This is a genomic window from Prosthecobacter sp. SYSU 5D2 (genome assembly GCF_039655865.1).
Taxonomy (GTDB): domain Bacteria; phylum Verrucomicrobiota; class Verrucomicrobiia; order Verrucomicrobiales; family Verrucomicrobiaceae; genus Prosthecobacter.
Genome location: NZ_JBBYXL010000009.1, coordinates 150,351 through 169,116, shown reverse-complemented (window position 1 = coordinate 169,116; position 18,766 = coordinate 150,351). Strand labels below are relative to the sequence as shown.

Annotated in this window: 10 protein-coding genes; 6 read left to right on the top strand and 4 right to left on the bottom strand. The window is 61.6% G+C overall.

Going from position 1 to position 18,766, the window contains the following annotated elements; genetic code table 11:
- Nucleotides 1-61 precede the first annotated feature (61 nt).
- The 3 genes from WJU23_RS16590 to WJU23_RS16580 form a co-directional block, all read right to left on the bottom strand.
- Nucleotides 62-4,585 carry an autotransporter-associated beta strand repeat-containing protein gene (locus WJU23_RS16590; RefSeq protein WP_346333723.1) on the bottom strand — a complete coding sequence of 1,508 codons (4,524 nt, stop codon included), beginning with the start codon at nt 4,583-4,585 and terminating at the stop codon, nt 62-64.
- A 232-nt stretch (nt 4,586-4,817) separates the two neighbouring features.
- Nucleotides 4,818-5,981 (bottom strand): hypothetical protein, encoded by a 1,164-nt coding sequence (locus WJU23_RS16585; protein ID WP_346333722.1) that lies wholly within the window; start codon nt 5,979-5,981, stop codon nt 4,818-4,820.
- Between the two features lie 146 nt (nt 5,982-6,127).
- Nucleotides 6,128-7,381 (bottom strand): NAD(P)/FAD-dependent oxidoreductase, encoded by a 1,254-nt coding sequence (locus WJU23_RS16580; RefSeq protein ID WP_346333721.1) that lies wholly within the window; start codon nt 7,379-7,381, stop codon nt 6,128-6,130.
- Nucleotides 7,382-7,455: 74 nt separating this feature from the next.
- Here WJU23_RS16580 and WJU23_RS16575 point away from each other — a divergent pair, with 74 nt between their 5' ends.
- Both WJU23_RS16575 and WJU23_RS16570 read left to right on the top strand, forming a co-directional pair.
- Nucleotides 7,456-8,346: an NAD(P)-dependent oxidoreductase gene (locus WJU23_RS16575; RefSeq protein WP_346333720.1), complete on the top strand. Its 891-nt coding sequence runs from the start codon at nt 7,456-7,458 to the stop codon at nt 8,344-8,346.
- A 4-nt stretch (nt 8,347-8,350) separates the two neighbouring features.
- On the top strand, nt 8,351-9,379 hold the full coding sequence (locus WJU23_RS16570; protein WP_346333719.1) for a serine hydrolase domain-containing protein: 1,029 nt from the start codon (nt 8,351-8,353) through the stop codon (nt 9,377-9,379).
- A 53-nt stretch (nt 9,380-9,432) separates the two neighbouring features.
- On the opposite strand, the gene WJU23_RS16565 is transcribed toward WJU23_RS16570, so the two are convergent.
- Nucleotides 9,433-10,959 carry an arylsulfatase gene (locus tag WJU23_RS16565; RefSeq protein WP_346333718.1) on the bottom strand — a complete coding sequence of 509 codons (1,527 nt, stop codon included), beginning with the start codon at nt 10,957-10,959 and terminating at the stop codon, nt 9,433-9,435.
- 106 nt (nt 10,960-11,065) lie between these two features.
- On the opposite strand from WJU23_RS16565, the gene WJU23_RS16560 reads away from it, so the two are divergent.
- From WJU23_RS16560 to WJU23_RS16545, 4 genes are read left to right on the top strand one after another with little or no spacing between them, the layout of a single operon-like run.
- Nucleotides 11,066-12,949, top strand: a complete 1,884-nt coding sequence (locus tag WJU23_RS16560) for a sulfatase (protein ID WP_346333717.1) — start codon at nt 11,066-11,068, stop codon at nt 12,947-12,949.
- A gap of 17 nt (nt 12,950-12,966) precedes the next feature.
- Nucleotides 12,967-14,991, top strand: coding sequence for an arylsulfatase (locus WJU23_RS16555; protein ID WP_346333716.1), 2,025 nt, complete (start codon nt 12,967-12,969; stop codon nt 14,989-14,991).
- A 28-nt stretch (nt 14,992-15,019) separates the two neighbouring features.
- Entirely contained in the window at nt 15,020-17,206 is a 2,187-nt protein-coding gene (locus WJU23_RS16550; RefSeq protein WP_346333715.1) for a sulfatase-like hydrolase/transferase, read from the top strand.
- A gap of 20 nt (nt 17,207-17,226) precedes the next feature.
- Nucleotides 17,227-18,756 (top strand): sulfatase, encoded by a 1,530-nt coding sequence (locus WJU23_RS16545; RefSeq protein WP_346333714.1) that lies wholly within the window; start codon nt 17,227-17,229, stop codon nt 18,754-18,756.
- Nucleotides 18,757-18,766: the final 10 nt, after the last annotated feature.

Sequence of the window (18,766 nt, the reverse complement as noted above, 5' to 3'; positions counted from 1 at the left end):
ATTCATGATTCATAAAAAGGCAGGCCGCGAGGTCTGCCTTTTTTCATGAAGGGGCATCGTTTTAACGACGGCGGAGAATGCAAAGACCCACCATGGCACAGAGCAAAAGCAGTGCGCGGGAAGGCTCCGGGACGACGGTGATGAAACCGCCGGTGTAGAGCGGGCTGAGATCCCAGGAATGGCCGGGATTGAGGGTGGGCAGAAGGGTGTCGGCAAAGGTGCCCTGAACGGGGCCTGCGAGTCCGCTCCAGTCGAAGAGCTGCCATTGGTCTCCATAGGTGTAGCTGCTCATTCCATTCGGATTGCCAACTTGCAGGAGGGTGCCGGTGCCGAGATCCACGGTGCCAGAGACGGTGAGGAGGTCAGCGGCCGCAGGATTGGCGGACTGGTCCATGCCGCTGCCTGCTCCTGAAAAGAGGTCCAATGCGAGGATGGAGCCGGCTTCAAACAAAAGGCCGCCTGTGCCGGAAGTGAGGATTTCCAGTTTTCCGGCAATCAGTGTCTCCAGTGTGCTGTCGCCAATGCTGAGAGTGCCGCCCGTGAGGGTGATGGACAGGTCCGCCGCCGGGGCAATGCGGCCCGTGCCGCCAAGGGTGGCACCGGCAGAAACGGCCACGGCACCCAGACCCGTGGCGGAGCCGGGGAGACTGTCATTGCGGGTCAGCAGGGTGCCCTCGGTAATGAGTGTGCCGCCTGTGTGGGTGCTGCTGCCGGTCATCACCCAGGTGCCGGTGCCGAATTTTTCCAGTATCAAGCCAGGGACGTTGACGTTGGTGGCATTGCTGATGCTGACGATTTCATTGGCGCCCGTATTGCTGCCGCCCAGGCGCAGGGTGCGGGGGGCCAGATTGTTGCCACCCGTGGTGAAGGGGGAGGTGAATTTCACCGTTCCATGGCCGGTGTTTTCCAGGTTCATGGTGACGGTGCGGGTGTCCCGGATGACGTCTGAATTGGTCATGTTGAGAGGCCGGTTGGTCACTGAGTCGCCATCGCCAATGTAACGGAGTGTGGCGACGAGATCCACATTCACTGCACTGGTGGTGGCGGTGGCAAAGTCAATGATCGCCGCCGCCGCATTGAAGTCACCGGTGCCCAGGGAGCTGGGCATGCCGGTATCGGCCAGGGAGGTGACTTCGACGGTGTTGCGGGCGATGCTGGTCTTGCCTTTGTAGGTATTGACGGGACCTAGCTGGGTGGTGCCGACACTGATGGTCAGGTTAAGATTGTTTTCATTTTCACCCGGGCCGCCGAGGAAGCCGGTGCGGAAGTCAAAGGTGCCGGAGCGGTAGGTGAGGAAGGTGGAGTAGGCGGTGCTGCCGCCGACGACGGCATTGGCCGTGCCGGTGCCTTGGGTGAACAAGCCGCCGTATTGAGTGATGGGCACAGTGCCACTGCCCAGGACGAGCTTGCCACTATTGCTGCCAGAGCCTAGGACAAAGGAAGCGGAATGATAGACCGGGTAGGTGATGGCGGCGCCGGTGCCAGAGGTGAGCTGGAGCGTGCCGTTCTGGATGCGGGTATCACCGGAGTAGTTTTCGCCGGTGAGGTAGGGGCCTGGAGCAACGATGACGACGGTGCCGGGGCCATCTTTGACGAGAGCGGTGGTGCCTCCGGCGGTATTGTTGTTGATCTTGCCCACCAGATTCAGCACGCCTTGGGTGTTGTTTTGTATGATGACCAGTTCATTGCCAGTGCCGGGGCGGAGCACGCTGGTGGAGATGGTGGTATCATGAGCACCGACTTCCGGCGTGACCAAAATGCCGCCGGTGGTGAGGGTGCGGCCAGGGGCATCCTGGGTGATGGTGGTGGCCTGGGGAAGGTTGAACCGCAGGGTGGAAATGCTGGCGTCCGCTGTCAGGGTGGTCAGTGGCACGATGGCATCGGCATGACCGGAAAGGGTGTCGAATGTGCTGGGGGTATAGAGATCGAGACTGCTGAGACCAACGATGTTGCGCCGGGAGGAGACGGCGGCTGTCGTGGCTGCCCAGTCATTCAGGCCGACGGTGGCATAAGGGATTCCGGTGGTGGTGGCAAGGATGGCATTGTCCACGCCGGAGGTGGTGGTGAAGGAGCCGGTGGTGGGGAGATCAAAGCGCACGAGAGCGGCGGCAGGGCGGGTGAGGGTGTTAAAATTGAGGCTGAGGCTGGCGGCATCGTTCTGGTTGGCGGAGATGCGGTAGCTGCCTGCGGTGGTGAGGGTGAGGTTGGTGAAGGTCTGGCTGTTAGTGGCGCCGCTTTTGCCTGTGAGCTCCAGCATGGAGCCGTTGCCCATGCTAAGAATGGCTCCGGCGGGTGCGGTGCTGTAAAGGATGTTGCTGGCCGGTGCGGTGGTGCCGGAAAAGTCCAGGTGCAGGCGGCCCATGTTCAAAAGGGAGTTACCGGTGGCGGTACTGGTGCCGCGCAGGGTGAGGGAGCCTGGGCCATCCTTGATGAGGAGGCCTGAGGTGGTGGTGATGTTGCTGTTCATCTCAATGTCCCCTGCGCCGGAGAAAGTGACGGAGGTGCCGCTGTTGGTGGCGGAGATGCCACCGCTGAGGATCAGGGTGCCGCTGTCTGAGGAGATGCGGGAGCTGCTCTGCACGCGCACGAGGGAGGTGATGGTGTTGGTGCCGCTGAGATTTCGGATGGCTCCGTCTGAGGCGATGCCGTGACCGTTGATCTGGAGGCTTTCGGCGAGGGTGAGGTCACCGGCGAGGTTTAGGGAGGCTCCGGTGATGACTTTGGTGACTGTGCCAGTGGTGGTTCCTAGTGCCAGGCTGTCGCGGATTTCCAGCACACCGCTGTAGATGCCCACCATGCCGGTGAAGCTGCTGGCTGCGGTGAGGATGGTGCGGCCGGTGCCGTTGATCATCAGGGAGACGGCTCCGCTGCCGTTATTGGTGATGGAGGAATTCACCATCAGAGTGCCATTCGAAGAGAGGTTGGTCAGGATGACCTGGCCGGCGGTATCATCGGCTCCGCCTGCGGTCAGGGTGCTGCTTTGTCCTGCTATGCCAACGGTCAGGCTGGCAGCTCCGTTGATCATTTGAATGCCACCGTCCACGCCCAGGCGGAGCGTCTGGTCTGTGACTGCGCCTATTTGCCTGGCTGCCGCATCTGTCATGGAAAAGGTGCCCACGGTGGTGGTGCCCGTTGCCAGGGAGACATCTCCGGTGGAAAGGGAGGAGATGCGGAGGTGGCTGCTGGCATCGCTGCTTAGCAGTGTGCCTGTTTCATACTCGGTCTCTCCGGTGAAGGCGCTGACGGCTCCGTCTTTCAAGCTGGCCCAGGTGGCGCTGCTGCCATCCGCCGTTGTATAAGTGGCCCAGGGGCCGATGAAGCCGTTGCCGGAGCCACCGAGGGTGCCGGTGATGCTGCCGCTGGCCGGGCCGCGAATGGCCAGGGAGCTGACTTCGGTGCGGGTGATGTCTCCCAGGGCCACGGTGATGCTGCCGCCCGTCGCGGAAAAGGCTTCAATGGCATTGGCTCCCTGCTGGATGTGCAGGCTGGAAAAGGTCTGGGAGTTGTCGGTGCCGGATTTGCCGGTCATGTGCAGCTTCGTGGTGGTGGCCAGGCCGCCGTTCATGATGAGGCCGCCTTTGGCGGTGCCGTTGTAAAAGATGTCATTGGCAGGTGCCCCGGTGGCGGAGAAGTCCAGGATGGTTAGACCGCCTTCGGTGGCTGAGGTCTCGCTGGTGCTGCCCAGGTTAAAGGTGCGGCCAAGGATGGTGTTGCCTGTGAAGGTATTGGCTGCGGTGAAGGTGGCGGCCAGAGGTAACAGGGTATTGACCGGGGAAAAGGCGGTTCGGTTGAATGCCTTGCTGCCGCCTGCGGTCTCGCTGATGACGGAGGAGACGGTGGTGCTGTTAACATTGATATGGGTATGAAAACGGGCATCTCCACTGAGGGTGATGCCCTCGGTGAAGTTCGTGCTGGATGAACCCACCCGGATGGCGCCCCACTGGCTGCCGCCGTTGCCTGCGATGATGAGCGGGATGTCAAAATTCCCGGCACCTGAGGTGGCGATCATGGAGCCGGCCTCGATATCAATGGCATCCAGACCTGTGAAACGGGCGGCCACGATGCTGGCATAAATGCCCGCTGTGGCAGTGCCGGTGGTTTTCAGAAAAAGGGTGCCGGTGAGATCAGGGCTGGCAGCAGAGAAAGTCATGTACCCCAGGGCGGTGCCATCCGCTTTGCTGAAGGTCAGATCATTCCCGACCAACGGTACAGCGAAGGTGATGAAGCCTGAACTGCCGTTGGTGGTGCCGCTGGCGACGTCAATGATGGAGCCTGCGGTGAAATTCAGCGAGCCGGTGCCGGTGAAAGAGTAGGCACGATTGGCACTGGGCAGGGAGGTGAAGGGCCTGAAGTTCATGCCCGCGAGGGTGATGGCTTCATTGACCGTAATGGCGGCTCCTGCACTGGACGTGGCGGCACCGAACTGGGCGATGGCGGCTGGATTCCAGGTCTGATAACCGGTGCCGTCATACCAGTTGGGCGCGGTCCAGTTACCGGCGGTGTTGTCGATGACTCCTGCGGTAGCTGGATTGCCGTCCCAGATGTAAACAGGGGTTTGGGCCACAAGGGTGGGAAGAGTCAGCATGGCCGCAGCCATGAGAACTAACCGGGGGGAGGTCAGGCAGAACATAAAGAGCGGAGGGGGAGCCTTTCGCAAAGCATGACTCAGTCCATGCGCCCGCCCTCAGCCCGTTTTGAGCATGGAAGTATCATTTCCCGCCACTGGCGCATTGCCCCTCCCGCATAAGCATAAAAAAACGGAGCCGTGGGGACGGCTCCGTTTGGATGCGAAGTGATGGATTCGCGAAGACGCGGAATCAATACACGTCGCGGCGGTAGCGCTTGGCGTCCTTGAAGGCGGTCATGTATTCGACGGCTTCTTCGGGGGTTTTGCCGCCTTCTTTTTCGATGATGGTGTGGAGGGCTTTGTCCACATCCACGGCCATGCGGGCGGCATCACCGCAGACATAAAAGATGGCTCCCTGTTCCAGCCACTCATAGATCTCGGCGCTGTTTTCCAGCAGCTTGTGCTGCACGTAGATCTTCTCGGCCTGATCGCGGCTCCAGGCGGTGGTGAGTTTGGTCAGGGTGCCGTCGGCGAGATAGCCTTCGAATTCGTCCTTGTAGAAATAGCAGGTGCTGCAGTTCACCTCGCCAAAGAACAGCCAGGCCTTGCCTTTGGCACCCGTGGCTTTGCGCTCTTCCACAAAGGCACGGAAGGGGGCGATGCCGGTGCCGGGGCCGACCATGATGATGGGCGTCTCTTCTTCAGGCTCCGGCAGGCGGAAACCTTTGCCGTGGTTCACGAAAACGGGAATCGGGGTCTCTTCCGTGATGCGCTCGGCCAGGAAGGTGGAGGCGACACCGCCGCGCTCGCGGCCGTGGCTGTTATACTTCACCGTGGCGATGGTGAGATGCACTTCTTCCGGATGGGCCTTCTGGCTGCTGCTGATGGAATAGAGGCGGATGTTCAGCTTCTTCAGCGTGGCCATGAACTCGGCCGGTTCAAACTTGGCGTCCGGATTTTCAATGAGGAGGTCAATGACGAACCGGCCCCACAGGTAGTCTTTGAGCGCCTGCTTGGTCTCGGGCGTGGCCATGTCTGCCAGCAGGGTCTGGCCGTTGGTTTTCTCGATGATGGCCTTGATCAGCTTGTTATCCACCTCGGTGATGAGGCTGCCTTCGATGAGGGCCTGACGGATGGGCACCTGGGCGTCGGCCTTTTTCGGGTGGGTGACGATCTCCTCACCGGTGAAACCGAGCACTTCCAGCATGTCATTGACCAGGGCAGGATCATTCTGTGGCTGCACGGCCAGGGAATCCCCAGGCGTGTATTCCAGGCCGCTGCCTGCCAGGTCCAGCTCATAATGGCGGGTGTTCTTCGGTGCGCCCGGGCCAGAAAGGTCATAGGCCTTCTTCACCTTGGCGATGAAGGGGTTCTTGACGTTATAGACGGGTTTTCCAGGCGCGGGGGTGCTCATTGAGGGTCAGGGGTTTTGGGGGTGAAAAATGGGCGCGGAGACTAGACCGCTGAGAATGGTTGTCAAATACGCCCTTAGCAGGCTGCGTGCCGGGGCGGGGTTCCGTTGTCGGTATTTTGTGGAGATTTGACTGTGATTTGCGAATCTCACCCCACCGCCCCGATGACCGCTTCCGCTGCGCGGCGGCCGCTGATGAGGGCGCCGTTGATGGAGGCATCTTCACACCAGTCACCGCAGCGGTAGAGGCCGGGGGCCAGGACGGTGGAAAGGGGGCCTTCACCGAGGCGGAGCTGGCGGCTTTCCGGCAGGGCGTGGCGGATTTTGTAGCTGCGCAGCAGGTTCCACTGGTAGGCGCTCTGGCCAAACCAGGCGGCCATCTGGTCCCGGACGACGTCTTCGAGCTCCTCGCTGGAGGGCGCGCCGATGATGCTGGCGGAGATGAGGTGCTGGCCTGCGGGAGCGTAGTGCGGAGCGATCTTGGAGAGCACGCAGGCGCTGTTGACCGGGCCGCGACCATCCCCGTCCAAGTGGATGATGGGAGTATCCGGCACGGGCTGGCTGGTGGTGAAATAGAGGCAGGTGGCGCTGCGCGCTGGCAGCAGTTTTTCCTCAAACAGGTCCGGCAGCAATTGTGCAGCCACTTCCTCACTCACCGCCATGATGATGTGGTCCGGGCGGATGGTCTCGCCACTGGCCAGGGTGATCTCTCCGGCGCGCAAGGAGGTGATGGCGGTGTTTAACTGCAAACTGCCAGGAGGCAGGGAGATGGCCAGCTGATCCGGGATGGCCTGCATGCCGTGGGCAGGGACGGCGGCACCGCCGGTGCTGAACATGGAATAAAGGAAAAGAAACATTCGCGCGGAGGTGCGCAGGTCTTTTTCCAGAAAGACGCCGCCGAAAAAGGTGCGGAAAAACCGGTCAATGAACTCCTCGCTGAAGCCGAAGTCGCGCAGGTAGTCCTCCGTCTCCATCTCCGGGATGCGGCGCTCGATCTTGCGCGTGGTGAGCACCTCCTTGCGCAGGACCAGGGTGCGCCACTTGTCCATCCAGGAGACGAAGGGGTCCAGCCCATGTTTCAGGCCTTCTGTGGGATGAGTGAAGGGATCTACAATGCGGTGGAAGCGGCCCTTGTAAAACATGTCCGCTCCCCGGTAAAAGGGCCGCAGCTTCAGGTTGTCATAATCCAGCACGCGGCGGGCTTCCGGATAGGAAGGGAGCAAAACTTGAAATCCACGGTCCAGGGTGAAACCGTCCACGATGTCTGACCTGACTCGTCCGCCCACGGCATCGGCAGCTTCATAGAGGGTGAATTTGAGCCCTGCCCGTGTCAGGGTCCGAGCACAGGCCAGCCCGGAAAGTCCGGCGCCGATGATGGCGATGCTGGGCTGTACGGTGCTCATTGTGAATCCGCTGCAACATGAAGGGCTGAATTCTATTTGCAAGAGGCAGCGGCAGCATCAGTGATGTTCTTGTTATGCCAGAAAGACCTCGATTGCTCATTCTCGGTGCCACCGGCCGCTTGGGCGGCACGCTGGCCGCTTACTTCGCCGGGCGCTATGAGATCGTTTCGCCAGGGCGTGGGCAGCTGGATTTGAACCGGCCGGAGACGGTGGAGGCGGGCATGATGGACCTGGATTTTGACCTGGCCATCAATGCCGCTGCGGTGACCAGTCCGGATGTTTGCGAAGATGACCCTGCCCTGGCGCTGCGGGTGAATGCGGAATCCGCCGCCATCGTCGCCCGGGTTTGTGGCAACCGCTGGCTGCGCTTCATCCACATCAGCACGGACTATGTCTTTGCCGGCAACGGCTGTGCTTTTCTGGATGAATCCGCCCCGGCGCTCCCGGTGAATGCGTATGGCCATTCCAAGCGGGAAGGGGAGAAAGCGGTGCTGGCGGCCAATGCGGATGCGCTGGTGGCACGGGTGTCCTGGCTCTTTGGTCCGCAGGGCGGCGGTGTGCCGGAGACAGCTCTCCAGCGGGCTCGCGAAGGGCAGCCGCTGGGATTCATTGAGGATAAATGGAGCGTGCCGAGCAGCACCCAGGACATTGCCCGCTGGCTGGACCGGCTGCTGGTGGAGCAGGCCCAGGTCTCCGGCATTCTGCACCTGTGCAATACCGGCGTGGCCACCTGGCGTGACTATGCGCAGGTTTCGTTAGACCTGGCGCATCAGCATAGGCTGCTGGACCGGCCCTTTGCCACTCATGGATTGCGCCTGCGGGACTTTCCGAATTTTAAAGCCAAGCGTCCGCCGTTCACGGTGATGAACAATGCCCGCCTGGCTTTCATTTTGGGGGAAACTCCGCGAAGCTGGCAGTCCGCCCTGGAGGACCACATCGTATCCCTGAACGCTCCAACCGCCTGATGTCATGAACCCCACCCGCCGTCGTTTGATCCAGATGCTGCCCGGCCTTGCCGCACTGCCGATGATGGCTGCGGAAGGAACGAAGCTGAATGTCACGGCGGCGGCGAAGTATGTTTCATCCCGCAAAGGGCAGGCGCTGTTCATCAAGCAGCATGGCAAGGTCATCCACGAAAGTTATTTCAACGGAGCCAAGGCCGGGGAGGCCCGCCGCATCTACAGCGGCACGAAGGGCTTCTGGGGCCTGGCCGCCATGGCGGCGGTGGAGGACGGCCGCCTGGCGCTGGATGAAAAAGTATCTGAAACACTGCCTTCCTGGAATGAGGGGAAGAAAAAGGACATCACCATCGAGCAGCTGCTGGACTTCACCGGCGGCCTGGAGCGCTGCCTGCGGCTGCACCAGGACGGCCTGACCAACCGCAATCAAATGGCCCTGGAGCAGCCTCTGGTGGGCACTCCTGGAAAGAGTTTTATTTACGGCCCCAGCCAGTTGCAGGTGTTTCATGAAGTGTTGAAAAAGAAGCTCAAGGGCCGCTTCCTGAGCGAGACACCCACTCACTACCTGGAGCGCCGGGTGCTGAAGCCGATGGGCCTCGGCCCTCAGCGGTATCTGCCGGATGCCAATGGCAATCCGCTGCTGGCCGCAGGCTTCCTGATGACGCCCGCCCAATGGGCACGCATGGGCGACCTGCTTCTGGCCAAAGGCAAACCCGTGCTCAAGTCCGCCTCCAGGGACGCTCTGCTGGAAGGCTCCGCCGCCAATCCCGCCTACAGCTTCGGTTTCTGGAACAACCGCGCCGCCGCGAAATCCGGGGCGAGGGAAGTGGACATCGAAGACCTCCTTGAGGTGGACTGGCACCGCCAAAACTGGTCCAACGTCTGCATCGCCAAAGACGTGCCGGAAGATCTCATCGCCTGCATCGGCAGCGGCTACCAGCGCCTCTACGCCATCCCTTCTTTGGACTTGGTCATCGTCCGCCAGGGCCTGAATGCCCGCTTTTCCGATGGTGCATTCCTGCGGACCCTGCTTGGGTGAGGGAAGTTAAAGGCAGGCATTGCGGATAGGTGAATCCGCTTTGATTCGCCCCATCACCGGCTTTGCGGAGCCGCGAGCAGAGCGTCCAGTTTCTCAATCAGCTCCTTCGTCTTTTCCGGATTCTTCTCGCTCACGTTCTTAGATTCAGAAGGATCGTCCGGCAGGTGGTAGAGGGCATGGAGCGGGGGATTCTCAGGGCGGGACTTGACGGTCACGACGGCCTGCGTTTTGCCTTTCTTTTTCATCCGCACGAGCTTCCAGTCGCCCATGCGCAGGCCGAAGTTGCCGCTGACGCCGTTGTCCTGCTGCAGGAGGTGGTCGCGGCCTTGGGCTCCGGCTTCGCCGAGCAGAGCGGGGAGGATGTTGATGCTGTCCAGGCAGGCGGTGTCCGGCAGGGGAATGTTGTTGAGTGCGGCGAGGCTGGCGGCCAGGTCCACGGTGCAGACGACTTCATCCGAGACACCGGGCTGGATGCGGCCCGGCCAGCGGGCGATGAAGGGGGTGCGGGTGCCGCCTTCCAGGACGCTGTATTTGCCGCCGCTATACGGTCCGGCGGGCTGGTGGCTGCCGATCTTTTCCACGGCTCCGTCTTTGTACCCGTCATCCAGCACGGGGCCGTTGTCGGAGCAGAAGATGATGAGGGTGTTGTCCGTCAGCTTCAGGCGGTCCAGCGTCTTCATCAGCTCGCCCACGCACCAGTCGAGCTGGACAATGCTGTCGCCGCGCAAGCCCAGCGTGGTCTTGCCCTGGAAGCGCTCATGCGGGATGCGCGGGACGTGGATGTCATGGCTGGCAAAGTAGAGGAAAAAGGGCGACTCGCGGTTGGCCTCGATCCACGCATCGGAGTGTTTCACCCAGCGGTCGGCCAGGTCTTCATCGCGGAAGCGCGCGGCCTCGGCGCCGGTGTAAAAACCGATGCGGCTGATGCCGTTGTGGATGGTCTGGTTATGCCCGTGGCTCCAGTCCATCTTCAAAGTGTCGCGGTGAGTGATGCCGGTGGGATGGTCTTCGGAGGGGGCCTTATTGCCCACCCACAGCGGGTCTTTCGGGTCCAGGTTCAGCACACGATGGTCCTCCACATAGACCTGCGGTACACGGTCATTGGTGGTCGGCAGCAGCAGGCAGTGGTCAAAGCCGATCTCCAGCGGACCTGGTTTCAGATCGCCATTCCAGTCCGGTTCAGGATCGCCCAGGCCCAGGTGCCACTTGCCGATGACGGCGGTTTTATACCCGCCTTGTTTCAAAAGCGAGGGCAGCGTCACCGTGCCGGGCATGATGATGGCCGGGGCCGCTGGCGGGGCGATGCCGGTGCCCGCCTGCCGGAAGGCATAGGTGCCCGTGAGCAGCGAAAAACGCGTCGGCGTGCAGGTGGAGGCGGAGCAGTAGCCGCTGGTAAAACGCAGGCCCTCTTTGGCCAGGCGGTCAATGTTCGGCGTCTGCACCGCCGTGGCCCCGTAGCAGCCCACATCGCCATACCCCAGGTCATCCGCCATGATGACAATGATGTTGGGCTTGTCTGCGGCAAATGCGGCGGTCAAGCAGAGGCAGGCGGCGGTCAGGAGAGGTCGGAACGGGAGCATGGTGGAAATGTGGAAACGGGATAGGGGGTGGTGGCATTGCGAAGAAAGTTCGGCCTTTTTGCTTCGTCTGCGCTGTATGCCTTTTTATCCCTCAATCCGTGCTCTTTTGGCAAGCCTGTTCTGCCTGGTGTGCGGAACCGTCGCTGCCCAGACGCCAGACCGCCCCAATGTGGTCCTCATTCTCGCCGATGACCTGGGCTGGAGCGATACCACGCTGCACGGGACGACGAAATACTACCAGACGCCGAATATTGACCGACTGGCCAAGCGAGGCATGACCTTCACGCGCGGGTATTCCGCCAGCCCGCTTTGCTCCCCCACACGCTCCGCCATTCTCACCGGCCTGAGCCCCGCGCGGACGGGCATCACTACGCCCAACTGCCACCTGCCCAAAGTGGTGCTCCAGGCCACCCAGGGCAAGGCCGCTCCCGCTGACAAAAAGTCCATCGCTCCAGATCCGGTGACGCGGTTGAACACCACCTATCCAACATTGGCCAAGACGCTGAAGGCCGCCGGTTATGCCACCGCCCATTTTGGCAAATGGCACTTGGGGCCGGAGCCGTATTCCCCGCTGGAGCAGGGCTTTGATGTGGACATTCCGCACTGGTCCGGCCCCGGCCCGGCTGGCAGTTTTGTGGCACCCTGGAAGTATGCCGATTTCAAAGAAAACAGCCCCGGCGAGCACATCGAGGACCGCATGGCCGCCGAGGCCTCCGCCTGGATGGAGCAGCACAAGGACGCGCCGTTTTATGTGAACTACTGGCAGTTCAGTGTGCATGCGCCCTTTGATGCCAAGAAGGCGCTGATTGAAAAACACCGCCAACGGATAGACCCGGCGGATCCGCAGCGCAGCCCGACCTACGCGGCGATGGTGGAGAGCATGGACGATGCCGTGGGTACGCTGCTGGACACGCTGGACCGGCTCAAAATAGCCGACCGCACCATCGTCATCTTCACCTCCGACAACGGCGGCAACATGTACAACGAAGTGGACGGCACCACCCCCACCAGCAACACGCCCCTGCGCGGTGGCAAAGCAACGATGTTTGAGGGCGGCGTGCGCGTGCCTCTCATCGTCGCCTGGCCGGGCGTGACGGAGCCCGCCAGCCGCAGCGACGCCCTGGTGCAGAGCGAGGATTTTTATCCCACCCTGCTGGAAGGCCTGTCGCTGTCTCCCGAAGCGAATCAGATCTTTGATGGAGCCAGCATCCTGCCAGCCTTGAAGGGTGGCGACCTGCCCGGCAAGGCAGTCTTCCAATACTTCCCGCATGATCCCGGCGTGCCAGACTGGCTGCCACCGGCAGTGTCTGTGCATCGCGGGGACTGGAAGCTGATCCGCATCTTCCATGGTGGTGAAAAAGGCGCGCACCGGCACCTGCTCTATGACCTGAACGCGGACCTGGGAGAGCAGAACAATCTGGCCGCGCAGAAGACGGAACTGGTGACCGAACTGGGCGCGCTGATTGACGGCTTCTTGGCGGAGACGAAGGCCGTCCTGCCCGTGGCAAATCCTGCCTTTGATCCTGCCAAATACCGGCCGGAGCTGGAGGGCAAACAAAAGCCCAAGGGCGCGGCCAAGGCACCGCCCAGGGCGGTGGTCGGCGGCTGGCAGTCCAGCAAACAAGCGCAGATCACCGTGGAAAAGGGCGCGCTCAAGGTGAAGTCCACCGGCGGGGATCCATGGATCGCCACGCAAAAGCTGCCCGCCAAAGCGCAGGGGCCCTTCACCGTGAAGCTGCGCCTGAAAAGCAGCGCCAAAGGCCCCGGCCTCATCTATTTTAACCGCACCGCCAAGGAACCCTTTCACAAGGACCGCTCCGTGCCGGTGGCGGTGAAGCATGACGGCCAGTTTCATGACTATGAAGTGAAGCTGCCTGCAAAGACGATCCAGGCCTTCCGAATTGATCCCGCTGCGGGGGCAGGGGAGATCGTCCTGACCCAAGTGGAGCTGACCGACGCCGCCGGAAGCAGCGTGAACCTGGTTCCCTGATATCTCTTCTTCCTGATATGAAACATTATTTGTGCAAACTGGTCCTCATCGGCAGTCTGCTGGCCGGTGCCGCCCTGGCGGATAAACCGAATGTGCTGCTCATCCTCACCGATGACCTGGGTTATTCCGACCTCGGCTGTTACGGCAGCGAGATCGCCACCCCGAACCTGGACCGGCTGGCGGCGGACGGGCTGCGCTTCACCCAGTTTTACAACACCGCCAAGTGCCACTCCACGCGCGTCAGCCTGCTGAGCGGACGCTGGTGCAGGCAGGCCGGGGATGAGAGCCTGAAAAAGGCGGTCATCATTCCCGAGGTGCTCGCCCCGGCAGGGTATTTCACCGCCATGAGCGGCAAGTGGCATCTGTCCAAGGAGCCGACCGACTTTGGTTTTCAGCGTTACTTTGGGCATCTGTCCGGAGCCACGGACTACTATAAAGGCGACAAGTCCTTCCGCCTGAACGGCCAGCCCTGGCAGGTGCCGAAGAAGGAATTTTATACTACGGTGGCGAAGGTGGACCATGCGCTCGGTTTCATGGAAGAGGCGCGCGGGGAAAAGAAACCCTGGTTTCTCTACCTGGCCTTTAACGCACCCCATGCACCCTTGCAGCCGCTGAAGGCGGACTATCAAAAGTACCTCGGCAAGTATGATGCAGGCTGGGATGCCATCCGTGAAAAACGCCTGTTGAAGCAAAAAGAGTTAGGCCTTTTTGGCCGCGAGCTCCAAGCCTCCCCACGCCCGGATCATGTCGCGGCCTGGGACAGCCTCACGCCGGAGGAGCAGAGCTGGGAGGCCCGCCGCATGACGGCTTATGCGGCCATGATCGACCGCGTAGACCAGGAGATCGGCCGGCTGGTGCGGGACCTGGAGACCAAGGGCGAGCTGGACAATACGCTGATCCTTTTTCTCTCCGACAACGGCGCCTGCCCCTATGACCGCCGAAGCACAGACCGTGATCGCGAGCCGTATGAACCCGGCGTGCGGTGGAGCGACAGCACCGGCTGGGCCTGGGCGCGCAATTCGCCCTTCCGCTACTACAAGCAGAACCAGTTTGAAGGCGGCATTTCCACCCCCGCCATCGTCCACTGGCCCGCCGGGCTGAAGACCGCACCGGGTGCATTGGTGCACTCTCCCGCGCACCTGGTGGATGTGCTGCCGACCCTGGCCGACATTGCCGGAGCACAGGTGCCGGAGACTTGGCCGGGGCGTGATCCTTCGCCATTGGCCGGTGTTTCGCTGAAGCCCGTGTTTAATGGGGAAAAGGTGGCCTCACGCCCGCCCATTCATCTGCTGTTCGCCAGTGACCGGGGCCTGCGCGACGGGGACTGGAAGCTCGTCAGTTTTCAAAGCCAGCCGTGGGAGCTTTATAACATCGCCGAAGACCGCACCGAGCTGAATGATCTGGCCGGCAAGCACCCGGAGATCGTGGAGAAGATGTCCAAGCAATGGCATGACATGACGGAGAACGTCCTGAAAGCACCGGAAGGTGAGCGCAAGCCGGTGGCAGCGGAGGCTACGGAGCAGCGGCATCGTGAATGGACCGTCTATGGAGATGCCAAAGCCAGCAGCATGCGCCATGAGGCGGGCAAAGAAAAAGCGCGCAAGGGCAAGGGTAAAGGCATGGCCAAAGCGGCGGCTGCCGGAACCAAGATGCCGCGTGCACGTGTGGGCACCAAGCTGACGGTGGAAGGTGCCGAGCTGGTGCTGGAGTGCACTGGCGAGGACCCTGGGCTGGCCTTTAACGGCGTGCCGGGCGTGTCGGTGACCGGGCCTTACAGCCTCGTCTTCAGCGTGCAGAGCCAGGCCAGCGGCGGTGGGGAAGTGTATTACACCACGGATGCGCAGACGATCCTGCCCAAGGGCAAACACCTGACCTTTGATGTGCAGCATGACGGGCAGTGGCACAGCCACACCGTGAAGCTGGAGACATCGGACACCCTGCATTCCTTCCGCCTGGATGCCTGCGCCGGTCCCGGCAGCGTCCGCATTAAAGAGCTGAAACTTCTGGATGCGCAGGGCCTTGTTCTGCAAAACTGGCCCTGATTTATTTTTTCCTTTTCCCAACCCCTTTATGAAACCCGTTCTTCTCCTTGCCGCGCTGGCATGCGCCTTCACCCACCTGGTGCAGGCGGCGCAGCCTAACATCGTCTTCTTTTTCACTGATGACCAGACCTCCAGCTCCCTGGGCTGCTATGGCCATCCCATTGCCAAGACGCCGAACATTGATTCCCTGGCGGATCGCGGCGTGCGGTTTCAAAATGCGTTCGTCAGCCAGTCCATCTGCTGGGTCAGCCGCAGCACCATCCTCACGGGCCTGACCGGCCGCAGCTACGGCACGCCGGAAGACCCGGAGCAGCCCCGCCCCGAAGTCTCCAAGTCCCTCTACACCGACATCCTGCGCGAGAACGGCTACCGCACCGGCCACTATGGCAAGTGGCATACGAAGCTGGCCAAGGGCGACAAACCGGCGCGGCACTTCGACGAGTTTGAAGACATCGGGCGCAATCCCTTTTATAAAAAGCAGCCGGACGGCAGCATGCGCCATGAGACCGAGCTCATCATTGATCGCGGCATCGAGTTTGTGAAGAACCAGCCCAAGGACAAGCCCTTTGCGCTGAACCTGTGGTTCAATGCCTGCCATGCTGAGGACAGCGACCGCCGCCCCGGCATCGGCCACTTCGCCTGGCCCTCCAGCGCCAACGGCATGTATGAGGACATGGAGATGTATGCGCCGCGTTTAAACGACCCGGCCATCTTTGAAAAGCTGCCGGACTTTTTCAAAACCTCCATCACCCGTGAGCGTTACTTCTGGCGCTGGAACACGGAGGAAAAGTACCAGACCAACATGCGTGCGTATCTGCGCATGGTGAGCGGCATTGACAACGAGATCGGCCGGTTCATGAAGGCGCTGGAAGAGGCCGGCCTGGCGGAAAACACGATCGTCGTTTACTCCGCTGACAATGGTTATCACATGGCCAATCGCGGCCTGGCAGGCAAGTGGTCGCACTTTGAAGAATCCTTGCGCGTGCCGCTCATCGTGGCCGACCTGCGCGCACCCAAAGAGAAGCAGGGCAAGGTGAGCGAGGCCATGGCGCTGAACCTGGACCTGCCCGCCACCTTTCTGGACTGGGCCGGCGTGCCGGTGCCGGAGCGCTACCAGGGACGCAGCCTGAAGCCGCTGGTGGCCGGTGAAAAACCGGCGGACTGGCGCACGGAGACCTTTCATGAGCACTTTGCCGTGCGCAACCGCATCCCGCCCTATGAGGGCCTGCGCACTGAGCAATACAAATATGCCTGCTACTTTGACCACGATAACTATGAGTTCCTCTATGATCTGAAGAAGGACCCGGATGAGCTGGTGAACCTGGCGGAAGATCCGCAGCACGCCACGACGCTGAAGGAAATGCGTGAGCGCACCAAGCAGGTGGTGGCCAAACTCGGCGGTCCGCTGGGGCCAAGGAAAGGCCCGTTCACCGCATCCACCCCGCCGCATCCGGTGGCTTCCGCAGCCGTGACGGAGAAGCCCGGCCCGGACGGTTTTGTGAATCTGCTCAACGGCAAAAACCTGCGCGGCTGGAGCGGTGACGATCAGTACTGGTCCTTTGAAGACGGCGCCCTGACCGGCGTCACGGACGGCTCGCTGAAGATGAACCGTTTCATCACCTGGACCGGCTCCACCGTGCGCAACTTTGACCTGCGGGTGCAGGTTAAAGTCACCGCCGGGGGCAACAGCGGTCTGCAATATCGCGGCACCTCGCGCCCGGACCTGGGCCTGGATGTGGTGACCGGTTACCAGTGCGACATTGTGGCGAACAACCCGGACTACAACGGCATGCTGTATGAGGAAAAAGGCCGCCGCATCCTCTCGCATACCGGTGAAAAAGTGATCGTGGACACCTCTGGCGAACCTTGGGTGGTGGGCAAGATGCCGGTGAAGGAATTCGCTCCCGATGAATGGCATGAGTACCGCGTGCTGGTGCGCGGCAACCATTACCAGCACTGGATTGACGGCCATCAAACCGCCGATCTGATTGACCTGGATGAAAAAGGCCGCTCGCTGGAAGGCGTGCTGGCCGTGCAGGTGCATGTCGGCCCGGCCATGAAGATTCAATACAAGGATTTCAAGATCAAGCACCTGCCGGATGACCTGCCCCTGCAGACGGCCAAGGACCACTCCATCCCGGCGGATGCCTATGGCGTGAAGCCGCAGGGCAAGCTGCCCAAAGGCTGGACGGCTCCGCGATATGGCGACAAGTGACCGTAAGCGCCCCCCCTGTGATGAAAGCACTCTCCACCCTTTGCTTCGCGGCCTGTGCGCTGCTGCCTCTCCAGGCGGCGGTGGAGCGGCCTAACATCATATTGATCAACGCGGATGACCTGGGCTATGGCGATCTGAGCTGTTACGGGTCCAAGGTCATCTCCACGCCCCGGCTGGACCGCCTGGCGCAGGAGGGCGTGCGCTTCACGGATTTTTATGTGGCATCGCCCTTTTGCAGCCCATCTCGCGCAGCGCTGCTGACCGGGCGGCTGCCTGCCCGCTGCGGCGTGCCGTATGTGCTTTTCCCCACCGAGCACACCGGTCTGCCGCCGGAGGAGGTGACGCTGGCGGAGATGCTGAAACCGGCAGGTTACGCAACAGCACTCATTGGCAAATGGCACCTCGGCTGGCGGCGTGAACTTCGGCCCCAGCAGCAGGGCTTTGACGAGGTCTTCGGCCTCCGCCATTCCAATGACTCCGAGGAGTGGACAGCCGGGAAAGCCTTCTTCCAGTTGAGTGACTTCGAGCCGCTGACCCTGCGGGACGGCGACCGCATCGTGGAAGCACCGGTGGACCAGGCCCTGCTGACGGAAAAGTACACGCAGCGGGCGCTGGACTTCATCCGCAGGCAGCGGGAGAAGCCCTTCTTCCTCTATCTGCCGCACACGATGCCGCACATCCCGCAGTATGCCTCCCCCGTCTTTGAGGGCACTTCAAAAGACGGCGTGTATGGCGACTGCATCCAGGAGCTGGATGCGAGCACGGGCCGCATCGTGGACCTCCTGGCGGAACTGGGGATTGCAGAAAAGACGTTGGTCCTTTTCACTTCCGACAACGGAGCCTCCATGGGCAAAAAAGGTGTCGCCAAGGGCAAGGCAAAAGCCAAGGCCGAGCGCTTCCCCGGACGCAGCAACGGCGGCAGCAATGAGCCGCTGAAAATGGGCAAAGGCACCACTTGGGAAGGCGGCGTGCGCGTGCCCTTCATCGCCTGGTGGCCCAAGACAATTCCTGCAGGCAGAGTGGAAACGGCCCCATGCTCGACCCTGGATTTTTTCCCCACCCTCGCGGCCCTGGCCGGCGTGAAGCCTGACCCGGCAGTGAAGCTGGACGGCATGGACATCAGCGCGCTGCTCAAAGGTGAAGCCAAAGGAAAAGCGCAGGACCGGCTCATCCCACATTACTTCGGTGTGCAGCTCCAGGCCGTGAGGGAAGGGGAGTGGAAGCTGATCCTGCCCGTTTCAAAACTGCCTGAGATGCGCGTGGCCAGCCTGTGGTTTGAGCATCAGCCGGGCTTGTTCGAGCGCCAGCACCGCCTCTGGCCGGAAGCCGCCTTGTATAACCTGACGGCGGACCCTGGGGAGCAGGTGGATGTGGCCGCGAAGCATCCTGAGATCGTGGCCCGGCTGCTGAAGAAGGCGCAGGAATTTGACCAGTCTTTCCAGCCGCACATCCATCCGGTGCTGCGCCTGCCAGGACCGCTGCCGCCCAAGCCTGGGCAGGTCAGCGGAAGCAATGAAGACCTGGCTGAATGGAAGTCACTGGCCGAATAAAACAAAATAT